Here is a 20,619-nt window from a genome sequence, read left to right as displayed (position 1 = left end):
CGAGCGGTGGCAGAACTGGGGAGGGGCTGGGGAATCCGGAGCTGTGGAGGACGGGTCCGGCGGCGTCGATCGGCGCGGAATCGTCGGCGGATGGGGTCTCGATACGCCGCCTCTGGCGGCTACTCGACCAGCATGAGTCGGGCCAGGCGCAGTGGTATCAGCCACTGAGAGAGCGGACTTCGACGCCGCAGGTCTGCTCGATCGTGGGTCTCGATACGCCGCCTTCGGCGGCTACTCGACCAGCATGGGTGGTGCCGGCGGAGTCGCGAGGGAAGAGCTGCCAGCGACGTCCGTCTGCGAGGTGCCAATGATCGCCACCGCTACTGCGCTGCAAGCGCTCCTCAGCCGGAGAATGGTGCGCTGTAAGCGCTCCTCATCAGAGGGAAGAGTGCGCTGTAAGCGCTCCTCAGCAGAGGGAAGAGTGCGCTGGAAGCGCTCGTCACCCCGGAGAGAACGAGACGGAGGCCCTACTCGTCGAGGGCGAGCTCCTTCGGGAGCTCGAACTCCTTGCGGGAGAGCTCCTCGACGTTGACGTCCTTGAAGGTGAGGACGCGGACGGACTTCACGAAGCGGTCGGAGCGGTAGACGTCCCAGACCCAGACGTCGCGCATGGTCAGCTCGAAGTAGAAGTCGTGCTCGGTGTCGCGGCGGACCAGCTCGACCTCGTTGGCGAGGTAGAAGCGCCGCTCGGTCTCGACGACGTACGAGAACTGCGAGACGACGTCGCGGTACTCCCGGTACAGTGCCAGCTCGACCTCGCGGTCGTAGTCCTCGAACTCGTCCTCATCCATCGTCCGTCGATTCTACGCGACGCCGCCCGGCGCCGGGACCGCCCTAGGCGGAGACGGCGTCGGCTCCAACCTCGCGCGAGCGCGACAGCCAGGTCACCCGGTGCAGCGGCGACGGCCCGACACGATCCAGGCCGGCCCAGTGCGCGGCGCTGCCGTAGCCCTTGTTGCTGTCCCAGGCGTATTCCGCGAAGTCGTCGTGGTGGCGCACCATCTGGCCGTCGCGACCGACCTTCGCCAGCACGGAGGCGGCGGAGACGGAGGCGCAGTCGCGGTCGGCCTTGACGCGGGTGACGATCGTCAGCTCCGCCGCCCACGGGCCGAGCGCGGGCGTGAGCCAGTCGTGCTTGCCGTCGAGCAGGACGACGGCGCGCGACAGCTCCACGCCCTGGTCGACGAGACGCTCGATGCCGCGGGAGGCGGCGCGGCCGAGGCCGGCGATGATCCCGGTGTCGTCGATCTCGTCGGCGGAGGACTCGCCGATCGCCCAGCCGGACACCCACTTCACCACGCCGGGCAGCAGCGCCTCGCGACGGGCGGGGGCGAGCATCTTCGAGTCGCGCAGGCCCTCCGGGAAGCGGCCGCAGCGCGAGCCGATCGCGACGACGCCGACCGAGACCGGTCCGGCGATCGCGCCGCGGCCGACCTCGTCGCAGCCGATGACGCTCTCGTAGCCCTGACGGAAGAGCCGGCGCTCCTCGCGGAGATCCGGGTCGGCGACGACCACCTAGCGCCCGCCTGCGCTGGCCCGGTCGTCATCCGACTGCTCGTCGGACGCCTCGGTGTCGACGCCACGGAACACCGACGGGTAGTCGTCCAGCCAGGCCCACTGCTGCACGGGCCAGGTGACCAGGATCGCGCGGCCGACCACGTTGTCGATCGGCACGAAGCCGTTGCCGGGCTTGTCGGTGTTGTAGCGGGAGTCGGCGGAGTTGTAGCGGTTGTCGCCCATCACCCAGAGCGAGCCCTCGGGCACGACCACGTCGAACGGAGTCGCCGAGACCGCCTGGACGCCGTCGGGGAGCTTCACGTACGGCTCCGAGATCGGATTGCCGTTGATCTCGACCTGGCCGAGCGGCGTGCAGCAGGTGACGTGATCGCCGGGCAGGCCGATGACCCGCTTGATCAGGTGGTCGTTGCTGTCGGGCGCGGTGAGGCCGACGAGCGCGAGGGCCGAGTCGATGGCGGCCTGGAACGCGGGGACCTCGGGCTCGGTGGTCGGCGAGAGCCAGCCACCCGGATCGCGGAAGACGACCACGTCGCCGCGCGAGATCGGGACGACGCCGGGGACCAGCTCGTTCACGAGGATGCGGTCGTTCTCGACCAGCGTCTGCTCCATCGAGGAGGACGGGATGTAGAACGAGCGGATGAGGAACGTCTTGACGAGGAACGAGACCAGCACGGCGACGACGACGATGATCAGCACGTCGCGAAGGAAGAGGAGCACTCCCCGTCGGCGACGGCGCGGGCGGTGCTCGCCGTCCGGATCGGCGGAGTGGCGGCCGCCGTCGGGCGGGAGGGTCACGGGGGCCGTGCTGTCTGTCATCGCGTGCCGTGGCCCCTACTGTGGTCGACCCGCGCGGTGCCGCGCCGGTCTGTGGATCACCGGGTCGTACCGCCCCGGAAAAGGGTCGGACCCCGGTCCATCATAGATGGGCCGGGGTCCGGGAATCGCTGTGCGGACGCCGCTCAGGAGTCGCGCTTCTCCTTGATCTTCGCCTTCTTGCCGCGGAGGTTGCGGAGGTAGTAGAGCTTCGCGCGACGCACGTCACCGCGGGTGACGACCTCGATGTGGTCGATCACCGGGGAGTGGACCGGGAAGGTGCGCTCGACGCCGACCTGGAAGCTGACCTTGCGGACCGTGAAGGTCTCGCGGACGCCCTCGTTCGAGCGGCCGATGACGACGCCCTGGAAGATCTGGATGCGCGAGCGGGTGCCCTCGACGATGTTGACGTGCACCTTGACGGTGTCGCCGGCGCGGAACTCGGGGATGTCGGTGCGGAGTGACGCCGCATCGAGTGAGTCGAGGATGTGCATGCTGTATCGCTCTCCGTGCCCGCCACAGGTCGAACACCGTTTCGTTGATGGAAGTCGGTCGTGCCCACGTCGTCGCGGCTCCCCTGTGGCAGAGCCTGCGCGAGGCACAAGCGCTCATTCTGCCATGGCGCCGGATCCGGCGTCAAAGCGGCGGGCCGGCCGGACTCTCGCCAGTACGCAGAAGTTGCGGTAGTCGACCGCGACTACCGCAACTTTCGAGGACTCGGAGGAGCAGTCGGACGCGCTGCTAGCGGGGCGCGCAGCCTCAGAGGACGATCGTCTGGCCGTCCTGGGGGCGGTCCGGGTCGAAGCGCTCGTCCGTCACCGGCTGCGGCTGCGGGCCGCCCTGGGCCTGCACCTCGGCGGCCGCGGCGAACGCGAGGAGCGTCGCGCGGGCATCCGTGAAGAAGCGCCAGACGGAGTGGGTGAAGGCGACGACGCCCAGGAGGATCGAGAGCAGGCCGAGCGCCCACGCTCCGGGAGGGAAGAAGCCGAAGGCGATAAGCGACACGTGCCAGGCGCCGAGCGCCGCCACGTCGCCCCAGGCGGGGGTCCGCGAGGGCCGCACGGTCACCCGAAACGCCACGACGCTCGCGACGACGGCCAGGGCGACCGCCAGAATGGGGAGGGCGATGACCAGGCCGAGCACGGTCCAGCCGCTCGATCCTCCGAAGAGTCCGTACCCCAGGAGGATCCAGAGCGGCAGGACGACCGCCGCAGGGTACAGCCAAGAACCGAAAGCCCGTCTCGTGCGCATGCACCGACGGTACCCACGACCGCTGAAGAACGCCTCAGCGACCCCCGAGAGGATCAGCATGATCGAGCTGCGCACACCCGCCGAGATCGAGGAGATGCGCCCGGCCGGCCGCTTCGTCGCCGAGGTGCTGAAGGCGACGTCCGCCGCGGCCGCCGTGGGCGTCAACCTGCTCGAGCTCGACCGCCTCGCCCACGACATGATCCGCTCGGCGGGAGCGGAGTCCTGCTACATCGACTACCACCCGTCGTTCGGCGCCAGCCCGTTCGGCAAGGTGATCTGCACGTCGGTCAACGACGCCGTGCTGCACGGACTCCCCTTCGACTACCGCCTGCGCGACGGCGACCTGCTGACCCTCGACTTCGCCGCCTCCGTCGACGGCTGGGTCGCCGACTCCGCGATCACCGTCGCCGTCGGCACGCCCCGCCCCGAGGACCTGAAGCTGGTCGACACCACGACCCGCGCGCTCGAGGCCGGCATCGCCGCCGCGCAGCCCGGCAAGAAGATCGGCGACATCTCGGCCGCCATCGCCGCGGTCGCCCGCGCCGAGGGACTCAGCATCAACACCGACTTCGGCGGCCACGGCGTCGGCCGCACCATGCACGGCGACCCGCACATCGCCAACGACGGCCGCGCCGGCCGCGGCTACCCGCTGCGCCCGGGCCTGGTCGTCGCGATCGAGCCGTGGTTCCTGCAGAGCACCGACGAGATCTACACCGACAAGGACGGCTGGACCCTCCGCAGCCGCGACGGCTCGCGCGGCGCGCACATGGAGCACACCATCGCGATCACGGAGACGGGCAACATCGTCCTCTCCGCACGGGACTGACCCCAGCCCCGAAGGTTCTCCCGCCGACTACTGGACAGCGGCAGTATCCGATAGCGATACTATCCGCATGCGAGTCTCGGAGCTCAGCCGCCTCAGCGGCGTCAGCCTGCCCACGATCAAGTACTACATCCGCGAGGGACTGCTGCCGGCGGGCACGGCCTCGGGGCCGCAGCGGTCCGACTACGGCGACGACCACCTCGCCCGCCTCCGCCTGCTCCGCGCCCTGATCGAGAGCGCTGGAGTCGGCATCGCCGGCGCGAAGCGGATCACGGCCGTGCTGGACGAGGGCGCTCCCCCGGCGGTCGCGTTCGAGGTGGCGCAGGACGTCGTCTCCGCGAACGTCGACTCCGAGGCCGTCGCCTCGAACGACGCGCTCGACCGGGTGCGGTCGGTGGTCGGCGACGACTACTGCGAGCACCCGGCAGTGCGGACAGCGGCTCGGGCTCTCGACGCCCTGGAGCTCTCCGGGGGCGGCATGACGCCGTCCTGGCTCGACGCCTACGCCCGGGCGGCGGCGATCGTCGCGAGCGCGGACCTGGACGAGCTCGAGGCGCGCAGCAGCGTGAGTGAGCAGACCTCGATCGCGGCGGTGGGCACGGCCCTCGGCGACGTCGTGCTGCAGTCGATGCGCCGGGTCGCCCAGGCCCGGGAGACGCAGCGGCGGTTCGGGGAGCGGCAGGACTCGGCGTCCGCCTCCGAGCACGTCGCGACGCGAGAGAACGCCGAGGTGGCGCGATGACCGCCACGATCCAGCGTCCGGCGCGTGCGGCAGCGATCCTCGCCCGCCCGCACCGCCTGCTCCTCGTCCTCGCCGCGGCGATGGCCGTCGGTGTCCTGGCCTGCCTCGTCCTGCTGCTCGTCGACCCGCGCGAGCTCGGCGGCCAGCCGCTCTGGGCGAAGCCGCTGAAGTTCTGCCTCTCCATCGCCGTCTACGCACTGACGCTCGCCTGGCTGATCGGCCTCGTCCCCGAGCGCCGCCGACGACTCGCGCGGATGCTCGGCAGCGTCGCGGTCGCCGGACTCGCGATCGAGATGGTCGTCATCGGCGGCGCCGCCGCGGTGGGCGTCACCAGCCACTTCAACGTCACCACCCCGCTGCACTCGGCGCTCTGGGCGGCGATGGCGGTGTCGATCGTCGTCGTCTGGCTGGTCACGCTGGTGCTGGCGGCGCTCCTGGCGCGGGTGCCGCTCGGCGACCCCTCACTCACCCTCGCGGTCCGGGCCGGCCTCGTGATCGGACTGGTCGGGATGGCGCTCGCCTTCCTGATGACCGGGCCGACCGCGTCGCAGCTCTCGGACTATCAGGGCGTCGTCGGTGCGCACGCGGTCGGCGTGGACGACGGCGGCGCGGGACTGCCGCTGCTCGGCTGGAGCACCACGGGCGGCGACCTCCGGATCCCGCACTTCCTCGGGATGCACGCGCTGCAGGGGCTGCCGCTGCTGGCCTTCGCACTCGCACAGCTGGCGACGCGGGTGCGGCTGCTCGGCGACGCGACCCTCCGCCTCCGGCTCGTCGCGCTCGCGGCCCTCGCCTGGTCCGCCCTCGTCGCGCTGACCTGCTGGCAGGCGCTGCGCGGGCAGTCGATCGTGGCTCCGGATGCGCTCACCCTCGCCGTCGGCGGCGCTGTCGTGCTCGCCCTCGTGGTCGCGGGAGTCGTCGCTGTCCGCCGCGCCTCCGCCGAGGTGGCGCGATGAGCCGGCTGCGCCGCGGTTGGACGCCGCCCGCCGCGATCTACCTGGTGCTCGCCGTCGTCGGCCTCGTCGGCACCTGGACGTACAACGTCCGCGCCGTGCTGGAGAGCGTCGACTTCCTCGGCGACCTCGCGGGCGGCGGACCGGCGGTCTCGTCGATCACGACGGACCTGCTGGTGGTGGCGATCGCCGCCGTCGCCTTCATGCTGGCGGAGGGGCGCCGCATCGGCATGAAGCGGGTGTGGATCCTCGTCCTGCTCGCGCCCCTGGTCGCCCTGGCCTTCGCCTTCCCCCTCTTCCTCGCCCTCCGCGAACGCCACCTCAGCCTGACGCGCGCGCCCTGACCCCCGCCGCGAGATGCCACTTATGAGCGCGACACACCGAGAAAGGCGGTCACAAGTGGCATCTCGCGGGATCGGGGCCAGGCGTGGAGTCGCGAGATGCCACTTGGGTACGCGACACGCCGAGGAAGGCGTACCCAACTGGCATCTCGCGAGGGGCGGTCAGGGCAGGAGCTCCGGGCGGACGCGGCGGGTGCGCTCGACGCTCTGCTCATGGCGCCAGGCGGCGATCGCTCCGTGGTTGCCGCTGAGCAGCACCGGGGGGACGTCGAGGCCGCGCCAGGAGGCGGGCTTGGTGTAGCTGGGGTACTCGAGCAGGCCGTCGGAGTGGCTCTCCTCGACCAGGCTCGCCGGGTTGCCGACGACGCCGGGCACGAGGCGGCCGACGGCCTCGATCATCGCCATCACGGCGACCTCTCCCCCGTTGAGGACGTAGTCGCCGAGGCTGATCATCCGCACGCGGGCGCGCTCGGCGGTGTGGTCGACGACGCGCTGGTCGATGCCCTCGTAGCGGCCGCAGCCGAACACGAGGGACGACTCCTGCGCGAGCTCGCGCGCGGTCGCCTGGGTGAAGACCTCGCCGGCGGGCGAGGGGAAGATCACCAGCGGGTCCGCCGCGGGATCGAGGATCGTGTCGAACGCCTCGCCCCACGGCTCGGGCCGCATCACCATGCCGGCGCCGCCGCCGTAGGGCGTGTCGTCCACGGTGCGGTGCCGGTCGTGGGTGAAGGAGCGGAGGTCGTGCACCCCGAGCTCGATCAGCCCGCTCTGGCGCGCGCGCCCGAGCAGGCTGATGTCGAGGACGCCGAAGAACTCCGGGAAGATCGTGACGATGTCGATCCTCACGACCGCGGCTCCTCCTGGGAGTCCGGGGTCGCGGCGTCGGCCGAGTCGGCAGCCGCGGAGTCGGCCGGAGCGGAGTCGGCGGTCACATCGGCGGAACCGGACTCAGCGTCGGCGTCGGTGTCCTCCTCCTCGACCGGAGCGGCCGCGGCCAGCTCGGGGTCGGAGAGGTCGATACCGCTGAGGTCCACCTCGGCGGGCTCCTCCTCGGGAGCCTCCTCGAAGAGGCCGATCGGCGGCGTGACGGTGACGATGCCGGCGACCGGATCGACGGACGGGACGATCGCGTTCACGAACGGGACCATCACCTCGCCGGACGGCGTGCCGACGATCAGGAGGTCCTGCGCGGGGAAGTGGTCGACGCGGCGGACCGTGCCGACCTCGCGGCCGTCGCGGACGACGGACATGCCGACCAGCTGGTAGTCGTACCAGGAGTCGTCGTCGCCGGGCTCGGTCTGCACCTCCTCGTCGATCCAGAGGATCGCCTTGAGGAGGGTCTCGGCGGCGTCGCGGTCGGCGATGCCCTTGAAGAACGCGACGGGGTGGCTGTTGTACCAGCGCAGCTCGACGAGCTCGAGCTTCTTGCCGTGCCACTCGGAGGTGCGCGGCACCTGGAGCGTGAAGGAGGCGCCGGGGGTGAAGCGCTTGTCGGGCTCGTCCGTGTAGAGCTCGAGCTTGATCGCGCCCTTGAGCCCGTGGGCCTTGGTGAGTCGGGCGACGCGGAGCTGCGTCGTGCCCGCTGCGGGGGCCGCCACCCTACTTGTCGGTGTCGACGACGTCGACGCGCACGCGTCGCCCGTCGGCGAGGGCAGCGACGAGAGTGCGGACGGCCTTGGCGGTGCGACCGGAACGTCCGATCACGCGGCCGAGGTCCTCGGGGTGCACGCGCACCTCGAGGACCTCTCCGCGCGGGGAGCTCGTAGCCACGACCTTGACCTCATCGGGGTTCTCGACGATCCCCTTGACGAGGTGTTCGACGGCGGGAGCGAGCATGGACTACGCCTCGGTGGAGGCTTCGTCGGCGGCGGGCGCCTCGGGCGCGGTGGCCTTGGCGGGAGCCTCGGACTTCGGCTTGAGGACCGGCTTCTTCTTGGCGTCGACGACGAACGGAGCCTTGGGCTCCTTCACCTGGACGGTGCTGACGGCGTCGGCGTCGTTCTTGAAGCGGCCCCAGTCGCCGGTCAGCTTGAGGATCGCGGCGACCTGCTCGGTCGGCTGCGCGCCGACTCCGAGCCAGTACTGCGCGCGCTCCGAGTCGACCTTGATGAACGAGGGCTGCTCGGTCGGGTGGTACTGACCGATCTCCTCGATCACGCGACCGTCGCGCTTGGTGCGCGAGTCGGCGACGACGATGCGGTAGTAGGGCGCTCGGATCTTGCCGAGGCGCTTCAGACGAATCTTGACAGCCACAATTCTCCTGTGTGGTCGTTGACCGTGAGGTCGATGATGGATGAACTGAGCCGTGAGCGTGGGGTGCACACCCGGCCGGAAGCTCGAGGGGGTTTCTTCGGCGGTGAGTAGAGGGTCGACCGCCTCGGACCCGACGGATCATTCTGCCAGAAAAACCCCCGGCCTGCGGCCCCGACACGGACACCCGTCACTCGGCGTCCGCCCCGGTCTCTGGTGCGAGGATGTGGGGGCGCGTCCCGCCCCGGTGGACGCCGGACTGACGAGGACGCCGTCATGGAGATCACCTTCGCCGAATCCGACCGCTCCACCCTCGGGATCGAGTGGGAGGTCGCCATCGTCGACCGGCAGACGGGCGATCTCGCCAACGTCGCCGACGTCGTGCTCGAGGCGCTCCGCGGCGAGGACGGATCGCCGCACCCGCGGATCACCGGCGAGCTGCTGAAGAACACGGTCGAGCTGGTCTCCGGCGTGCACCGCACCGTCCGCGACGCCGTCGCCGACCTGCAGGACCAGCTGCGCCAGGTGCGCGAGATCACCGACCCGATGGGCCTGGACCTCGTCTGCTCCGGCTCGCACCCGTTCGCGCAGTGGTACGACCAGACCATCACCGACAAGGAGCGGTACCACCGGCTCATCGACCGCACCCAGTGGTGGGGCCGCAACATGATGATCTGGGGCATCCACGTGCACGTCGGGATCGAGGACCGGGACAAGGTCCTCACCATCCTCAACGCGCTGCTCGACTACTACCCGCACCTGCAGGCGCTCTCGGCATCGAGCCCGTTCTGGGGCGGCGTCGACACCGGCTACGCCTCGAACCGCGCGCTGATGTTCCAGCAGCTGCCCACCGCCGGCCTGCCGCCGCAGTTCGGCGCCTGGGCGAACTACGAGGAGTACGTCGACGACATGATGCGCACCGGCGTCATCGACGACCACACCGAGGTCCGCTGGGACATCCGCCCCTCGCCCCAGTGGGGCACGATCGAGATGCGCGCCTGCGACGGGCTGTCCTCGCCGGAGGAGATCGGCGCGGTCGCGGCGCTGATCCAGTGCCTGGTCGAGCACCTCTCCACCGAGCTCGACGAGGGCGGGACGCTCGCGACGATGCAGCCCTGGTACGTCCGGGAGAACAAGTGGCGCGCCGCGCGCTACGGACTCGACGCCGAGATCATCCTCGACGCGGCCGGGAACGAGCGGCTCGTGACCGACGACATCCGCGATCTGCTCACGACGCTCGCGCCGGTGGCGGAGCGCCTCGACTGCGCGGCGGAGCTGGCCGACGTCGAGCTGATCCTCGTCGCGGGTGCGAGCTACCAGCGCCAGCTGCGCACCGCGGCCGCGAACGACGGCGATCTGAAGGCGGTCGTCCGCGCGCTCGCCGGCGAGCTTCGTGACGGTTTGAAGGACCCGCGGGCATGACCCGACGGCTCCTCACGGGCGCGCTGCTGCTCGGCGCGAGCGCGCTGGCTCTCGTCGGGTGCTCGAGTGCCAGCGGCGCTCCCGCCGGAGCGGGTGCGACACCGACGGCGTCCGCCGGGACGGCCACTGCCCTGCCGTCGCCGACCTCGGATCCGCTGTCCGACTCCGCGCCGCTCGCGCTCGGCGGGGCACTGCCGGCCGGCGCGCGGGTCACGATCGTGGGCGACAGCATCGTCCGCGGCCTGGGCCTCGATCCCGGACAGGCCTGGCCCGCGCTCGTCGGCGACGACCTGGGCTGGAGCGTGGTGAACCTCGGCTGCGACGGGGGCGGCTTCATCGAGCCCGGCGACTGCGGCGTCGCGATCGGCGACCGGGCCGAGGAGATCGCCGACACCCGGCCGGACGCGATCGTGCTGATCGCCAGCAGCAACGACCTCGGCTGGACCCCCGAGGAGGTCGCCGACGCGATGGGCCCGGCGGTGCAGGCGATCGCGGAGGCCTCCCCCTCCGCCAAGCTGATCGCGCTCGACTCGGTGTGGGGGCCGGATCCGCGACCGGAGGATCTCGACGCGTACGATGCGGCGCTCGTCGGCGCCGTCGATGCGGCGGGCGGGATCGCCCTCGAGTACCCGGACCCGCTGCGCGCCGACGGGCTGCTCGCCGAGGACGGCGTGCATCCGACGGCCGAGGGCCAGGTCGCGCTCGCGGACGCCTTCGTCCTCGCCGCGGAGAAAGCCGGCCTCGCGCAGGCGATCCCCGGGGACCAGCGGGCGACGGACGCGCCCGGCTGACCCCCGAGGAGCCGCTCAGCGGGTGGTGCTGTTCTTGCCGTCGCGCCAGGAGAGCAGGTCGCGCACCGGCTGGAGATCGATGTCCGGGCCGGTGATGCCGAGGGTGAAGAGGCGGGCGCCGAGGTCGAACTGCTGGTCGAGCACGCCGAAGGAGGCGTCGCCGACTCCCCCGCGGACGCTCGCGCCGGTCGAGATCTCGATGGCGTCCATGTCGCGGTCGACGCGTCCGCACCAGTCGGCGAGGACGCCGAGCTTGCGCTCGAGGGTGGGGACGTCGGAGAAGCTGTGCCAGATGTCGGCGTGCTCCGCGACGATGCGGAGGGTCTTCTTCTCGCCGCCGCCGCCGATCATCACGGGGATGTCGCGGGTGGGAGCGGGGTTCAGCTTGTCCCAGCGGGCGCGGATGCGGGGCATGGCCTCGGAGAGCTCGTCGAGGCGCGAGCCGGCGGTGCCGAAGTCGTAGCCGTACTCCTGGTAGTCGCGCTCGAACCAGCCGGAGCCGATGCCGAAGATCAGGCGACCCTCGGCGCCCTTGGCGCTGATGTGGTCGACGGTGCGGGCCATGTCGGCCAGCAGGTCCGGGTTGCGGTAGCTGTTGCAAGTGACGAGCGGGCCGAACTCGATGCGGCTGGTCTGCTCGGCCCACGCGGCGAGCATGCTCCAGCCCTCGAAGTGCAGGCCGTCGGGCTCGCCGGAGAGCGGGTAGAAGTGGTCCCAGTTGAAGGCGATGTCGACGCCGATGTCCTCGAGCTCGGCGAGCGTGTCGCGGATGACCTCGTAGGAGACGTGCTGCGGGGCGATCTGGACGCCGATGCGGACGGGGCGCGGAGAAGCGGTTGTCATGCCTTCACGCTAGACCTCGCGGCGGGCCGATCGGGAGTCGCGGGAGCATGCTGATCGAGTAGGCCGCGCAGCGGGCGTATCGAGATCCGACCGGGCGGCTACTCGCCGGCCGGGTCGGGGGACGCGGTGGGGGCGTCCTCGCTGGTGGAGCGGGCGAGCTTGACGGTGGTGGCGCCGTCGGCGTCGAAGAGGCGGAGGCGACCGCCGTCGATCGAGGCCATCATCGCGTCGGCGAAGATCATCGGCAGGGCGACGCCGTCGCAGGCGATCATCGTGCTCGGGCCGGCGTCGACGGTCAGCGCGCCCTCGCCGTCGATCGACCACTCGCCCTGCACGCCGTTGCAGCCGTCGGAACCGGTCCAGGTGCCGTCCTCGGCGAGGAGCAGGAACGGGACCTCCGGCGACTCGTAGGACACTCCCGTGACCCAGCGGCCGACGAGCTCGTCCGGCGCCGGGGCCGACGCGGCGTCCACTCCGGAGCCCTCGGAGCAGCCGGCGAGGCCGAGGGCGACGGCGGCCGCCGCGGCGACCGCGAGACCGGCGCGCACGCCCCTCATCGGCCGAGGAGCTTCTGCAGCTGCTCCAGCTCCTCCGGAGTGGGCTGCGCACCCGCGCCGGAGCCGCCGCCGAGGCCGAAGCCCGAGCCGCCCGCGTTGGTGGACTGCGGGCCGGAGCTGATCGCCGCGTTCTCCGCGGCGCGCTTGGCCGGGTTGCCCGACTTGCTGCTCTTCTTCTTCTGCGGCTTCGGGCGGCCCTGGTAGCCGGCACCGGGGACGGGGCCCATGCCGGGGACGTTCGGCACGCCGCCCTTGGCGACGGTCTTCATCATCTTCGCGGCCTGGTCGAAGCGCAGGACGAGCTGGTTGACGTCGGTCACGGTCATGCCGGATCCGCGCGCGATGCGCAGGCGCCGCGAGCCGTTCAGCAGCTTCGGGTTCACCCGCTCGGCCTTGGTCATCGACTGGATGATCGCCTCGGTGCGGACGATCTCGCGCTCGTCGAACTGGTCGAGCTGCTCGCGCATGCCCTTCGCGCCGGGCAGCATGCCTATCATCTTCTTGATCGAGCCCATGTTGCGCAGCTGCTGCATCTGGCCGAGGAAGTCGTCGAGGGTGAACGTGTCCCCCATGATCTTCTCGGCGATCTTGCGCGCCTCGTCCTCGTCGAACGCGCTCTGCGCCTGCTCGATGAGGGTGAGGACGTCACCGAGGTCGAGGATGCGGCTCGCCATGCGGTCCGGGTGGAACTGCTCGAAGTCGTCGAGGCCCTCGCCGGTGGACGCGAAGAGGATCGGGCGGCCGGTGAGCGAGGCGACCGACAGGGCCGCGCCGCCGCGGGCGTCGCCGTCGAGCTTGGAGAGGACGACGCCGGTGAAGTCGACGCCCTCCTGGAAGGCCTTCGCGGTGGCGACCGCGTCCTGGCCGATCATCGCGTCGATGACGAAGAGGACCTCGTCCGGGTTCGTCACCCGGCGGATGTCGGAGGCCTGCTTCATCATGTCCGCGTCGACGCCGAGGCGGCCGGCGGTGTCGATGATGACGGTGTCGTACTGCTTGTCGGTGGCGAACTTGATCGCGTTCTGCGCGACCTTCACCGGGTTGCCGACGCCGTTGCCGGGCTCGGGCGCGTAGACGGCGACGCCGGCCTGCTCGCCGACGACCTGCAGCTGCTGCACGGCGTTGGGGCGCTGGAGGTCGGCCGCGACGAGGAGCGGCGTGTGGCCGTCCTTGCCGAGGTACTTGCCGAGCTTGCCGGCCAGGGTCGTCTTTCCCGCGCCCTGGAGGCCGGCGAGCATGATGACCGTCGGCGGGCGCTTGGCGAACTCGAGGCGGCGCGACTGGCCACCGAGGATCGCGACGAGCTCCTCGTTGACGATCTGCACGACCTGCTGCGCGGGGTTCAGCGCCTTGTTGACCTCGTCGCCGAGCGCGCGCTCCCGGATCTTGCCGGTGAACGCCTTGACGACGTCGAGCGCGACGTCGGCGTCGAGCAGCGCGCGCCGGATCTCGCGGACGGTGCCGTCGACGTCCGAGGCCGAGAGCTTGCCCTTCGTGCGCAGGTTCTTGAAGGTCTCGACGAGTCGATCGGAGAGGGTGCCGAAAGTAGCCATGATGCCGGGAATTCTACCGGAGCCTTTCCGGAGGTCGGACGACGGCGGCCCGCGTCGATTAACTGTACCGAGTGCAGGAACTCGTCTAGGGTGGCCGGGTGATCGAGACACTGCTCGCGGGCGACGCCGCGGATCCCCTGGACTACCGCGACGGCTGGGAGCTGCAGCGCCGGCTGCACGGCGAGGTGGTCGCCGGTTCGCGGCCGGGCACGCTCGTGCTCTGCGAGCACGCCGCCGTCTTCACGGCGGGCAAGCGCACGGAGGCGCACGAGCGGCCGGTCGACGGCTCCCCCGTGGTCGACGTCGACCGAGGCGGACGACTGACCTGGCACGGGCCGGGGCAGCTGGTCGGCTATCCGATCGTGCGGCTGCGCGAGCCGGTGGACGTGGTCGCCTACGTCCGCTCGCTCGAGGGCGTGCTGATCGACGTGCTCGACGACCTCGGTGTCGCCGGGGTGCGGGTCGACGGGCGCTCGGGGGTCTGGATCCGCCGGGGCGAGGGCGCCGACAAGATCGCCGCGATCGGCATCCGGGTGGCGCACGGCGTGACGATGCACGGCTTCGCGCTCAACGTGTCGAACGGCCTGGAGCCCTACTCCCGGATCGTCGCGTGCGGCATCGCCGACGCCGGAGTGACCACCGTCGAGCGCGAGCGCGGCGAGGCGCCCTCGATGGAGTCGGTGCGCGCCCGGGTCGAGGCGCGGTTCCGGGAGGCGGCGCCCGCCTTCGCGGTCGTGGACGTCGTCGCAGGGGTCGCGGCGTGAGCGCCGAGACCGGCGGCCGGAAGCTGCTGCGCCTCGAAGTCCGCAACGCCGAGACGCCGATCGAGCGCAAGCCCGAGTGGATCAAGACCAAGGCCGTGATGGGCCCGGAGTACCGGCAGCTGCAGTCGCTGGTGAAGGACGAGGAGCTGCACACGGTCTGCCAGGAGGCGGGGTGCCCGAACATCTTCGAGTGCTGGGAGGACCGCGAGGCGACCTTCCTGATCGGCGGCTCGCAGTGCACGCGTCGCTGTGACTTCTGCCAGATCGACACGGGCAAGCCCGCCGACTACGACGCCGATGAGCCGCGCCGGGTGGGCGAGTCGGTGGCGCGGATGAACCTGCGCTACGCCACGGTGACCGGGGTGGCCCGCGACGACCTGCCGGACGAGGGCTCCTGGCTGTACGCCGAGACGATCCGGCAGATCCACGCGCAGGCGCCGGGGACGGGCGTCGAGATCCTGGTCCCGGACTTCACCGGGCGCGCGGAGCACCTGCAGCGGGTGTTCGACGCCCGGCCGGAGGTGTTCGCGCACAACGTCGAGACGGTGCCGCGCATCTTCAAGCGGATCCGGCCGGCGTTCCGCTACGAGCGCTCGCTCGACGTGCTGACCCAGGGGCGCGACGCGGGGCTGATCACCAAGTCGAACCTCATCCTCGGCATGGGCGAGGAGCGCGAGGAGATCTCGCAGGCGCTCCAGGACCTGCACGACGCGGGCACCGACATCGTGACGATCACGCAGTACCTCCGCCCGACGCCGCGGCACCTGCCGGTGGACCGCTGGGTGCACCCGGAGGAGTTCGTCGCGATCAAGGAGGAGGCGGAGGACATCGGCTTCCTCGGCGTGCTCTCGGGCCCGCTCGTCCGCTCCTCGTACCGCGCCGGTCGCCTCTGGGCCCGCTCGATGGAGTCGAAGGGCCTGCCGGTCCCGGAGCACCTGCGCCACCTGGCGGACGCGGCCCTCGGCTTCTCCCAGGCGGTCTGACCCGCTCTCCCCCGCGAGATGCCACTTGTGCACGCCTTGCACGGCGTGTCGCGTGCACAAGTGGCATCTCGCGGATGGGGTCCTGGGGACCCTTGCTGGTCGAGTAGCCCCGCAGGGGCGTATCGAGACCCGTGAGCGTCAGCAGGGGTGGTCTGCAGACTCGCTGTCTGACGCTGGTGGATCTCGATACGCCCGCTCCGCGGGCTACTCGATCAGCAGAGGGGCCGGCATTCGAGAGGGCTGTTCGCCGAGTCGACCCGTCTCGGACCGTGGCCTGCCCGCAGAACCCGGTTCGCGTCCACTCGCGGCCCGGCCGTCGACGGTGACTCACGCTGCGTCGGCGTCTGAACTCCTTCGCGAGATGCCACTTGTGCACGCCTTTCACGGCGTGTCGCGTGCGCAAGTGGCATCTCGCGGAGGGGAGGGAGGGCGCCCCGGGTCAGGCGACGAGCTGGGCGGCGAAGACGTGGGGGGTGAAGCCGGTGAGGTCGTTGATGCCCTCGCCCTGGCCGACGAGCTTGATGGGGATGCCGGTCTTCTCCTGGACGGCGAGGACGAAGCCGCCCTTGGCCGAGCCGTCGAGCTTGGTGATGACGAGGCCGGTGACGCCGGCGTGCTCGATGAAGGCCTGGGCCTGCATCAGGCCGTTCTGGCCGGTGGTCGCGTCGAGGACGAGCAGGATCTCGGAGATCGGCGCCTGCTTCTCGACGACGCGCTTGATCTTGCCGAGCTCGTCCATCAGGCCGCCCTTGGTGTGCAGGCGGCCGGCGGTGTCGATGATGACCATCTCGATGCCGTGGGTCTTCGCGAACTCGACCGTCTGATAGGCGACGGAGGCCGGGTCCTGGCGCTCCTGCTGCGGCCGGACGATCTGCGCGTCGGCGCGCTGCGCCCAGGTGGCGAGCTGGTCGACCGCAGCGGCGCGGAATGTGTCGGCGGCGCCGACCACGACGCTGCGGTCGAAGTTGCGGAGGAACTTGGCGAACTTGCCGATGGTCGTGGTCTTGCCGACGCCGTTGACGCCGACGACCAGAATGACCGCGGGGCGCTCGCTGAGCTTGAGGGTCGTGTCGTACTTGGCGAGGCGCTCCTCGAGCGACTCGCGGAGCATCCGCTGGAGGTCGCGCGGATCGGTCGTGTTGTAGCGGGCGACCTTGGCGCGGAGGTCCTCGACCATCTCCTCGGTGATGTCCGGCCCGAAGTCGGCGGTGATCAGGGCCGTCTCGAGGTCGTCCCAGGTCTGCTCGTCGATCGTGCGCTTCTCGAACAGGCCGCGGAGTGCGCGACCGAGCGACCAGGAGCTGCGTTCTGCCATGCGCCCAGGCTACCGGCGGGTGGACGTCCGATCTGCAGGCGATCCGCCCTTCGCGGCGCCTGGACCTGCGGCAGGACGGGCCTGCCGGCCGGCATCGCCTGCGAATCGAACCCGGGCATCAGACCGCCGGCGCCTCCACGCGCTGACCGACCACGGCGGAGACGCCGTCCTGGCGCATCGAGACGCCGTAGAGGGCGTCGGCGATCTCCATCGTGCGCTTCTGGTGCGTGATGACGATCAGCTGACTCGACGTCCGGAGGTCCTGGAAGATGCTGAGCAGGCGGCCGAGGTTCGCGTCGTCGAGCGCCGCCTCGACCTCGTCCATGATGTAGAACGGGCTCGGCCGCGACTTGAAGATCGCGACCATGAAGGCCACCGCGGCGAGCGAGCGCTCGCCGCCGGAGAGCAGCGACAGCCGCTCGATCTTCTTGCCGGCCGGGCGCACCGCGACCTCGATGCCGGTGGTGAGCAGGTTCTCCGGGTCGGTGAGCCGGATGCTGCCGGTGCCGCCGGGGAAGAGCACCGGGAAGACGTCCGCGAAGGCGGCCTGGGTGTCGTCGAAGGCCGAGGCGAAGACCGTCTGCATGGTCTCGTCGAGCTCCTCGATGATGGTCAGCAGGTCGCGCCGCGTGTTGGTGAGGTCGGTCAGCTGCTCGGTGAGGAAGACGTGGCGCTGCTCGAGAGCCGCGAACTCCTCGAGGGCGAGCGGATTGACCCGGCCGAGCTGGCCGAGCTGCTTCTCGGCCTTGTCCAGCCGGCGGCGCTGCTCGTCGCGGACGAAGGGGCGCGCGGGCGCCTCGGCGTCGGACTCGTCGGGGACCGGAACCTCGGGGCCGTACTCGGCGACCAGCACGTCCTCGACCAGTCCGAGCTCGGAGCCGGCGCGCTCCAGCAGCCCGGTGAGCTGCAGGCGCTTCTCGTAGATCTGCAGCTCCAGACCGTGCACGCTCTCTGTGACGCTCTGCAGCCGGTCGCGGAGCACGCCCTCCTCGCGGCGCAGCGCCTGGAGCTCCTCGTTCTGCTGCGAGCGGGCGGTCTCGGCGCGCAGCAGCTCGGCGCGCGACTGCTGCACCGAGCGGTCGACGGAGGCGAGCACGGCGGGGATCGCGCCGGTCACGTCGGCCGCGGCGTCGTGCTGGCGGCGGCGGATCACCGCGCGGCGGGCGGCCTCGTCGGCGGCGGCACGGTCGGCGGCGAGCTGGCGCTCGAGCGACTCGCCGCGGGACTGCTCGGCCCGGACCCGCTCCTTGGCGGTCTCGACGCCGAGGCGCGCCTCGATCTCGCGCTCGCGTGCCGCGTCGACCTCGCGCTGGAGGCCGTCGCGGGCGCTGACGTCGAGGACCGGGCGCGGGCGCGAGCGGGCGACGTCGAGCTCGCCCTTCGCCCTCTGCGCCGCGGTCTCGGCGTCGCCGACCCGCTCGGTGGCGATGGTCAGGGCCTTCTCGCCGCGGCCGAGCTCGGCGGTGGCGCCCTCGAGCTGCGCGCGGACCCGGCCGAGGCGCTCGGTGTGCGCGGCGCGGGCGGCGTCGTGCTCGCGCAGGGCGGCGAGGGCGAGGCGCGACTGCTCCTTGGCGGCGCGCAGGGCGCCGGTCTGCTCGGCGAGGTCGAAGCGGAGGCGGTCGATCCGGCCCTCGATCTCCTCCAGCCGGCTCGCGGCCGCGTCGCGCTCGGAGACCAGCTCGAGGCGGCTGCGCTGCCCGCCCGCTCCCCCGCTGAGCACGGCGTCGGAGACGGAGGCGCCGTCTCGGGTGACCACGGTGACGGGGTGCTCGCCGCCGGCCAGCGCGGGCCAGAGCCGGCGGGCGGTGTCGAGGTCGTCGACGACGACGACCTGCTCGAGCAGGGCGAGGACACCGTCGGGGCCGGTGACGACGTCGCGGGCGCGGATCGCACCCTCCGGCACCTCGATCGCGAGGGAGGGGCGGGCGGCGTCGCCGATCAGCAGCTCGACCCGGCCGAGCTCGCGGCGGATCGCCTCGTCGAGCGCGGCCTCGGCGTGCGGCTGCGAGTCGGCGAGCACGGAGTCGGCGGCCGCGCCGAGGGCCGCCGCGATCGCCGCCTCGTAGCCGGGGCGGACCTGGATCCGCTCGGCGACGCGGCCACTGATGCCGTCGAGGCGGGTGGCGATCAGCTCGGCCGAGCCGTCCGAGACGTCGAGGGCGAGCGAGAGGGCGCTGCGGCGGGCGGCGAGGCCGTCGCGCTCGCGCTCCAGCGCGTGCAGCTCCTCGCGGAGCCGCTCGATCTCGCCCTCGGCCTCGAAGACCGAGGACTGGGCGAGCTCGTAGCCCTCGTCGAGCGTGCCGTCGGTGCCGCCGCCGGCCTCGCCGATCTCGTCCTCGAGCGCGTCGAGCTGGCGCTGGGCCGCCTCGCGGCGCTGCACGGCGGAGTCGAGGGTGTTCTGCGCGCGGAGCACCTCGCCGCGGACGGCCGCGAGGCGGGAGGCGGCGGTGTCGGCCTGGCCGGTGAGCTTGGACAGCTCGAGGTCGTGCCGGGAGACGAGCGCCGACTGCGCCGCGATCTCCTCGTCGGTCGCGTCCAGGGCGCCGCGAGCGCGCACCGTCGCCTTCTGCGAGTCGGTCCACGCCGTCTCGGCGTCGAGCACGGCGACGCGGAGGCGCTCCAGCTCGGCGCGCGCCTCCTCGACCATGGCTGCCGTGACGCGCGGCTGCACCGCGGGCTGCTCCGACTCCGCCTCGAGCAGGGCGAGGCGCTGGCCGGCGAGCGCCGCCAGATTGCGCAGCCGCTCCTGCACCGACTCGAGCTCGAAGGTGGTGCGTCGGGCGTCGTCGACCGCGTCGCCGACCATCTCGGACTCGATCCGGGCGGTGCGCAGCGTGCTCTGCTCGAGCCGCTCCTGCAGCACGAGGCGCTCGCTGTGCCGCTCGCTCTCGGTGCGGGCGAAGCCGTCGAGCGCGGTGCGGAGGGTGACGACGTCGTCGGCGAGCAGTCGCGCGCGGGCGTCGCGGACGACGGCGGCGATGGTCTGCGCCTGCCGGGCGACCTCCGCCTGGCGGCCGAGCGGCTTGAGCTGGCGGCGGATCTCGCCGGCGAGGTCGGAGAGGCGGGTCAGGTTCGCCTGCATGCCGTCGAGCTTGCGGAGGGTCTTCTCCTTGCGGCGGCGGTGCTTGAGGATGCCGGCCGCCTCCTCGATGAAGCCGCGGCGCTCCTCCGGAGTCGCGTGCAGGACGGCGTCGAGCTGGCCCTGACCGACGATCACGTGCATCTCGCGGCCGAGACCGGAGTCGCTCAGCAGCTCCTGGACGTCGAGCAGCCGGCAGGCGCGCCCGTTGATCGCGTACTCGCTGCCGCCGTTGCGGAACAGGGTGCGCTTGATCGTCACCTCGGTGTACTCGATCGGCAGCGCGCCGTCGGTGTTGTCGATGGTGAGCGCGACCTCCGCGCGGCCGAGCGGGCCGCGGGTGGAGGTGCCGGCGAAGATGACGTCCTCCATCTTGCCGCCGCGGAGGGTCTTCGCTCCCTGCTCCCCCATCACCCAGGCGAGAGCGTCGACGACGTTGCTCTTGCCGGAGCCGTTGGGCCCGACCACGCAGGTGACCCCGGGCTCGAAGGCGAACGTGGTCGGCTGCGCGAAGGACTTGAACCCCTTGAGGGTCAGGCTCTTCAGGTACACCCGGCCGCCTCGCTCCGCTCGAAAACGCTCCCTACGGTACTCGACGGGCTCCGTCGTGCCCCGGAACCG

General features: G+C 71.7%; 21 protein-coding genes and 1 pseudogene. 8 read left to right on the top strand and 14 right to left on the bottom strand.

Annotated elements, in window-relative coordinates; translation table 11 throughout:
* Positions 1 to 467: 467 nt before the first annotated feature.
* The 5 genes from C1I64_RS04620 to C1I64_RS04600 all read right to left on the bottom strand — a co-directional run bounded on the left by C1I64_RS04620 (position 468) and on the right by C1I64_RS04600 (position 3,582).
* Positions 468 to 791: a DUF2469 family protein gene (locus C1I64_RS04620; protein ID WP_056044100.1), complete on the bottom strand. Its 324-nt coding sequence runs from the start codon at positions 789 to 791 to the stop codon at positions 468 to 470.
* A 43-nt stretch (positions 792 to 834) separates the two neighbouring features.
* Positions 835 to 1,515, bottom strand: coding sequence for a ribonuclease HII (locus tag C1I64_RS04615; RefSeq protein ID WP_127886348.1), 681 nt, complete (start codon positions 1,513 to 1,515; stop codon positions 835 to 837).
* Positions 1,516 to 2,334 (bottom strand): signal peptidase I, encoded by an 819-nt coding sequence (lepB, locus tag C1I64_RS04610; protein WP_127886347.1) that lies wholly within the window; start codon positions 2,332 to 2,334, stop codon positions 1,516 to 1,518.
* Between the two features lie 143 nt (positions 2,335 to 2,477).
* Positions 2,478 to 2,825, bottom strand: a complete 348-nt coding sequence (gene rplS, locus C1I64_RS04605; RefSeq protein WP_123445722.1) for a 50S ribosomal protein L19 — start codon at positions 2,823 to 2,825, stop codon at positions 2,478 to 2,480.
* 265 nt (positions 2,826 to 3,090) lie between these two features.
* Positions 3,091 to 3,582 carry a hypothetical protein gene (locus C1I64_RS04600; protein ID WP_123445721.1) on the bottom strand — a complete coding sequence of 164 codons (492 nt, stop codon included), beginning with the start codon at positions 3,580 to 3,582 and terminating at the stop codon, positions 3,091 to 3,093.
* 58 nt (positions 3,583 to 3,640) lie between these two features.
* Between C1I64_RS04600 and map the strand changes: the two genes are divergently transcribed.
* The 4 genes from map to C1I64_RS04580 all read left to right on the top strand — a co-directional run bounded on the left by map (position 3,641) and on the right by C1I64_RS04580 (position 6,444).
* Entirely contained in the window at positions 3,641 to 4,408 is a 768-nt protein-coding gene (map, locus tag C1I64_RS04595) for a type I methionyl aminopeptidase (protein ID WP_123445720.1), read from the top strand.
* Between the two features lie 67 nt (positions 4,409 to 4,475).
* Entirely contained in the window at positions 4,476 to 5,147 is a 672-nt protein-coding gene (locus C1I64_RS04590; RefSeq protein WP_127886346.1) for a MerR family transcriptional regulator, read from the top strand.
* The gene (locus C1I64_RS04585) at positions 5,144 to 6,103 is read left to right on the top strand and encodes a hypothetical protein (RefSeq protein ID WP_127886345.1); all 960 of its coding nucleotides are present in this window, start codon (positions 5,144 to 5,146) and stop codon (positions 6,101 to 6,103) included. Before C1I64_RS04590 ends, C1I64_RS04585 begins: the two co-directional genes overlap by 4 nt.
* Complete coding sequence (locus tag C1I64_RS04580) at positions 6,100 to 6,444, top strand: DUF2834 domain-containing protein (RefSeq protein ID WP_127886344.1); 345 nt, start codon at positions 6,100 to 6,102, stop codon at positions 6,442 to 6,444. Before C1I64_RS04585 ends, C1I64_RS04580 begins: the two co-directional genes overlap by 4 nt.
* 159 nt (positions 6,445 to 6,603) lie before the next feature.
* Here the strand turns inward: C1I64_RS04580 and trmD are convergent, their stop codons facing one another.
* From trmD to rpsP, 4 genes and pseudogenes are all read right to left on the bottom strand, one after another.
* Entirely contained in the window at positions 6,604 to 7,287 is a 684-nt protein-coding gene (trmD, locus tag C1I64_RS04575; RefSeq protein WP_123445716.1) for a tRNA (guanosine(37)-N1)-methyltransferase TrmD, read from the bottom strand.
* 194 nt (positions 7,288 to 7,481) lie between these two features.
* Positions 7,482 to 8,039 (bottom strand): annotated as a pseudogene (gene rimM, locus C1I64_RS04570) (ribosome maturation factor RimM); the annotation flags it as partial.
* Between the two features lies 1 nt (position 8,040).
* Complete coding sequence (locus C1I64_RS04565) at positions 8,041 to 8,277, bottom strand: RNA-binding protein (RefSeq protein WP_123445714.1); 237 nt, start codon at positions 8,275 to 8,277, stop codon at positions 8,041 to 8,043.
* A 3-nt stretch (positions 8,278 to 8,280) separates the two neighbouring features.
* Positions 8,281 to 8,694, bottom strand: coding sequence for a 30S ribosomal protein S16 (gene rpsP, locus C1I64_RS04560; RefSeq protein ID WP_127886342.1), 414 nt, complete (start codon positions 8,692 to 8,694; stop codon positions 8,281 to 8,283).
* A 273-nt stretch (positions 8,695 to 8,967) separates the two neighbouring features.
* Between rpsP and C1I64_RS04555 the strand changes: the two genes are divergently transcribed.
* The gene (locus tag C1I64_RS04555) at positions 8,968 to 10,113 is read left to right on the top strand and encodes a glutamate--cysteine ligase (RefSeq protein ID WP_127886341.1); all 1,146 of its coding nucleotides are present in this window, start codon (positions 8,968 to 8,970) and stop codon (positions 10,111 to 10,113) included.
* Positions 10,110 to 10,904, top strand: coding sequence for an SGNH/GDSL hydrolase family protein (locus C1I64_RS04550; RefSeq protein ID WP_127886340.1), 795 nt, complete (start codon positions 10,110 to 10,112; stop codon positions 10,902 to 10,904). The genes C1I64_RS04555 and C1I64_RS04550 overlap by 4 nt, the downstream gene beginning before the upstream one ends.
* Positions 10,905 to 10,919: 15 nt before the next feature.
* Here the strand turns inward: C1I64_RS04550 and C1I64_RS04545 are convergent, their stop codons facing one another.
* The 3 genes from C1I64_RS04545 to ffh all read right to left on the bottom strand — a co-directional run bounded on the left by C1I64_RS04545 (position 10,920) and on the right by ffh (position 13,857).
* Positions 10,920 to 11,747 carry an LLM class F420-dependent oxidoreductase gene (locus C1I64_RS04545; RefSeq protein ID WP_123732175.1) on the bottom strand — a complete coding sequence of 276 codons (828 nt, stop codon included), beginning with the start codon at positions 11,745 to 11,747 and terminating at the stop codon, positions 10,920 to 10,922.
* 98 nt (positions 11,748 to 11,845) lie between these two features.
* Positions 11,846 to 12,304, bottom strand: a complete 459-nt coding sequence (locus C1I64_RS04540) for an META domain-containing protein (RefSeq protein ID WP_127886339.1) — start codon at positions 12,302 to 12,304, stop codon at positions 11,846 to 11,848.
* Positions 12,301 to 13,857, bottom strand: coding sequence for a signal recognition particle protein (gene ffh, locus C1I64_RS04535; protein ID WP_123445708.1), 1,557 nt, complete (start codon positions 13,855 to 13,857; stop codon positions 12,301 to 12,303). The genes C1I64_RS04540 and ffh overlap by 4 nt, the downstream gene beginning before the upstream one ends.
* 98 nt (positions 13,858 to 13,955) lie before the next feature.
* Between ffh and lipB the strand changes: the two genes are divergently transcribed.
* Both lipB and lipA read left to right on the top strand, forming a co-directional pair.
* Positions 13,956 to 14,621, top strand: coding sequence for a lipoyl(octanoyl) transferase LipB (gene lipB, locus C1I64_RS04530; protein WP_127886338.1), 666 nt, complete (start codon positions 13,956 to 13,958; stop codon positions 14,619 to 14,621).
* Positions 14,618 to 15,604, top strand: a complete 987-nt coding sequence (gene lipA, locus C1I64_RS04525; RefSeq protein ID WP_208323042.1) for a lipoyl synthase — start codon at positions 14,618 to 14,620, stop codon at positions 15,602 to 15,604. The genes lipB and lipA overlap by 4 nt, the downstream gene beginning before the upstream one ends.
* Positions 15,605 to 16,043: 439 nt before the next feature.
* Here the strand turns inward: lipA and ftsY are convergent, their stop codons facing one another.
* Both ftsY and smc read right to left on the bottom strand, forming a co-directional pair.
* A complete protein-coding gene (ftsY, locus tag C1I64_RS04520) occupies positions 16,044 to 16,919 on the bottom strand; it encodes a signal recognition particle-docking protein FtsY (protein ID WP_127886337.1) in 876 nt (291 codons plus the stop codon).
* 118 nt (positions 16,920 to 17,037) lie between these two features.
* A complete protein-coding gene (gene smc / locus C1I64_RS04515; protein WP_127886336.1) occupies positions 17,038 to 20,550 on the bottom strand; it encodes a chromosome segregation protein SMC in 3,513 nt (1,170 codons plus the stop codon).
* Positions 20,551 to 20,619 lie beyond the last annotated feature (69 nt).

The sequence above is a fragment of the Rathayibacter festucae DSM 15932 genome, assembly GCF_004011135.1.
Taxonomy (GTDB): Bacteria; Actinomycetota; Actinomycetes; order Actinomycetales; family Microbacteriaceae; genus Rathayibacter; species Rathayibacter festucae.
This window is presented reverse-complemented; position numbering and strand designations above follow the sequence as displayed.

Excerpts from the sequence above, each read along its gene's own strand:
- C1I64_RS04590 (WP_127886346.1), top strand. The coding sequence starts at position 4,476 with ATGCGAGTCTCGGAGCTCAGCCGCCTCAGCGGCGTCAGCCTGCCCACG.
- lepB (WP_127886347.1), bottom strand. The coding sequence starts at position 2,334 with ATGACAGACAGCACGGCCCCCGTGACCCTCCCGCCCGACGGCGGCCGC.
- C1I64_RS04565 (WP_123445714.1), bottom strand. The coding sequence starts at position 8,277 with ATGCTCGCTCCCGCCGTCGAACACCTCGTCAAGGGGATCGTCGAGAAC.
- ftsY (WP_127886337.1), bottom strand. The coding sequence starts at position 16,919 with ATGGCAGAACGCAGCTCCTGGTCGCTCGGTCGCGCACTCCGCGGCCTG.
- C1I64_RS04620 (WP_056044100.1), bottom strand. The coding sequence starts at position 791 with ATGGATGAGGACGAGTTCGAGGACTACGACCGCGAGGTCGAGCTGGCA.
- C1I64_RS04540 (WP_127886339.1), bottom strand. The coding sequence starts at position 12,304 with ATGAGGGGCGTGCGCGCCGGTCTCGCGGTCGCCGCGGCGGCCGCCGTC.
- C1I64_RS04545 (WP_123732175.1), bottom strand. The coding sequence starts at position 11,747 with ATGACAACCGCTTCTCCGCGCCCCGTCCGCATCGGCGTCCAGATCGCC.
- rplS (WP_123445722.1), bottom strand. The coding sequence starts at position 2,825 with ATGCACATCCTCGACTCACTCGATGCGGCGTCACTCCGCACCGACATC.
- C1I64_RS04555 (WP_127886341.1), top strand. The coding sequence starts at position 8,968 with ATGGAGATCACCTTCGCCGAATCCGACCGCTCCACCCTCGGGATCGAG.
- map (WP_123445720.1), top strand. The coding sequence starts at position 3,641 with ATGATCGAGCTGCGCACACCCGCCGAGATCGAGGAGATGCGCCCGGCC.
- C1I64_RS04580 (WP_127886344.1), top strand. The coding sequence starts at position 6,100 with ATGAGCCGGCTGCGCCGCGGTTGGACGCCGCCCGCCGCGATCTACCTG.
- C1I64_RS04550 (WP_127886340.1), top strand. The coding sequence starts at position 10,110 with ATGACCCGACGGCTCCTCACGGGCGCGCTGCTGCTCGGCGCGAGCGCG.
- ffh (WP_123445708.1), bottom strand. The coding sequence starts at position 13,857 with ATGGCTACTTTCGGCACCCTCTCCGATCGACTCGTCGAGACCTTCAAG.
- C1I64_RS04585 (WP_127886345.1), top strand. The coding sequence starts at position 5,144 with ATGACCGCCACGATCCAGCGTCCGGCGCGTGCGGCAGCGATCCTCGCC.
- C1I64_RS04600 (WP_123445721.1), bottom strand. The coding sequence starts at position 3,582 with ATGCGCACGAGACGGGCTTTCGGTTCTTGGCTGTACCCTGCGGCGGTC.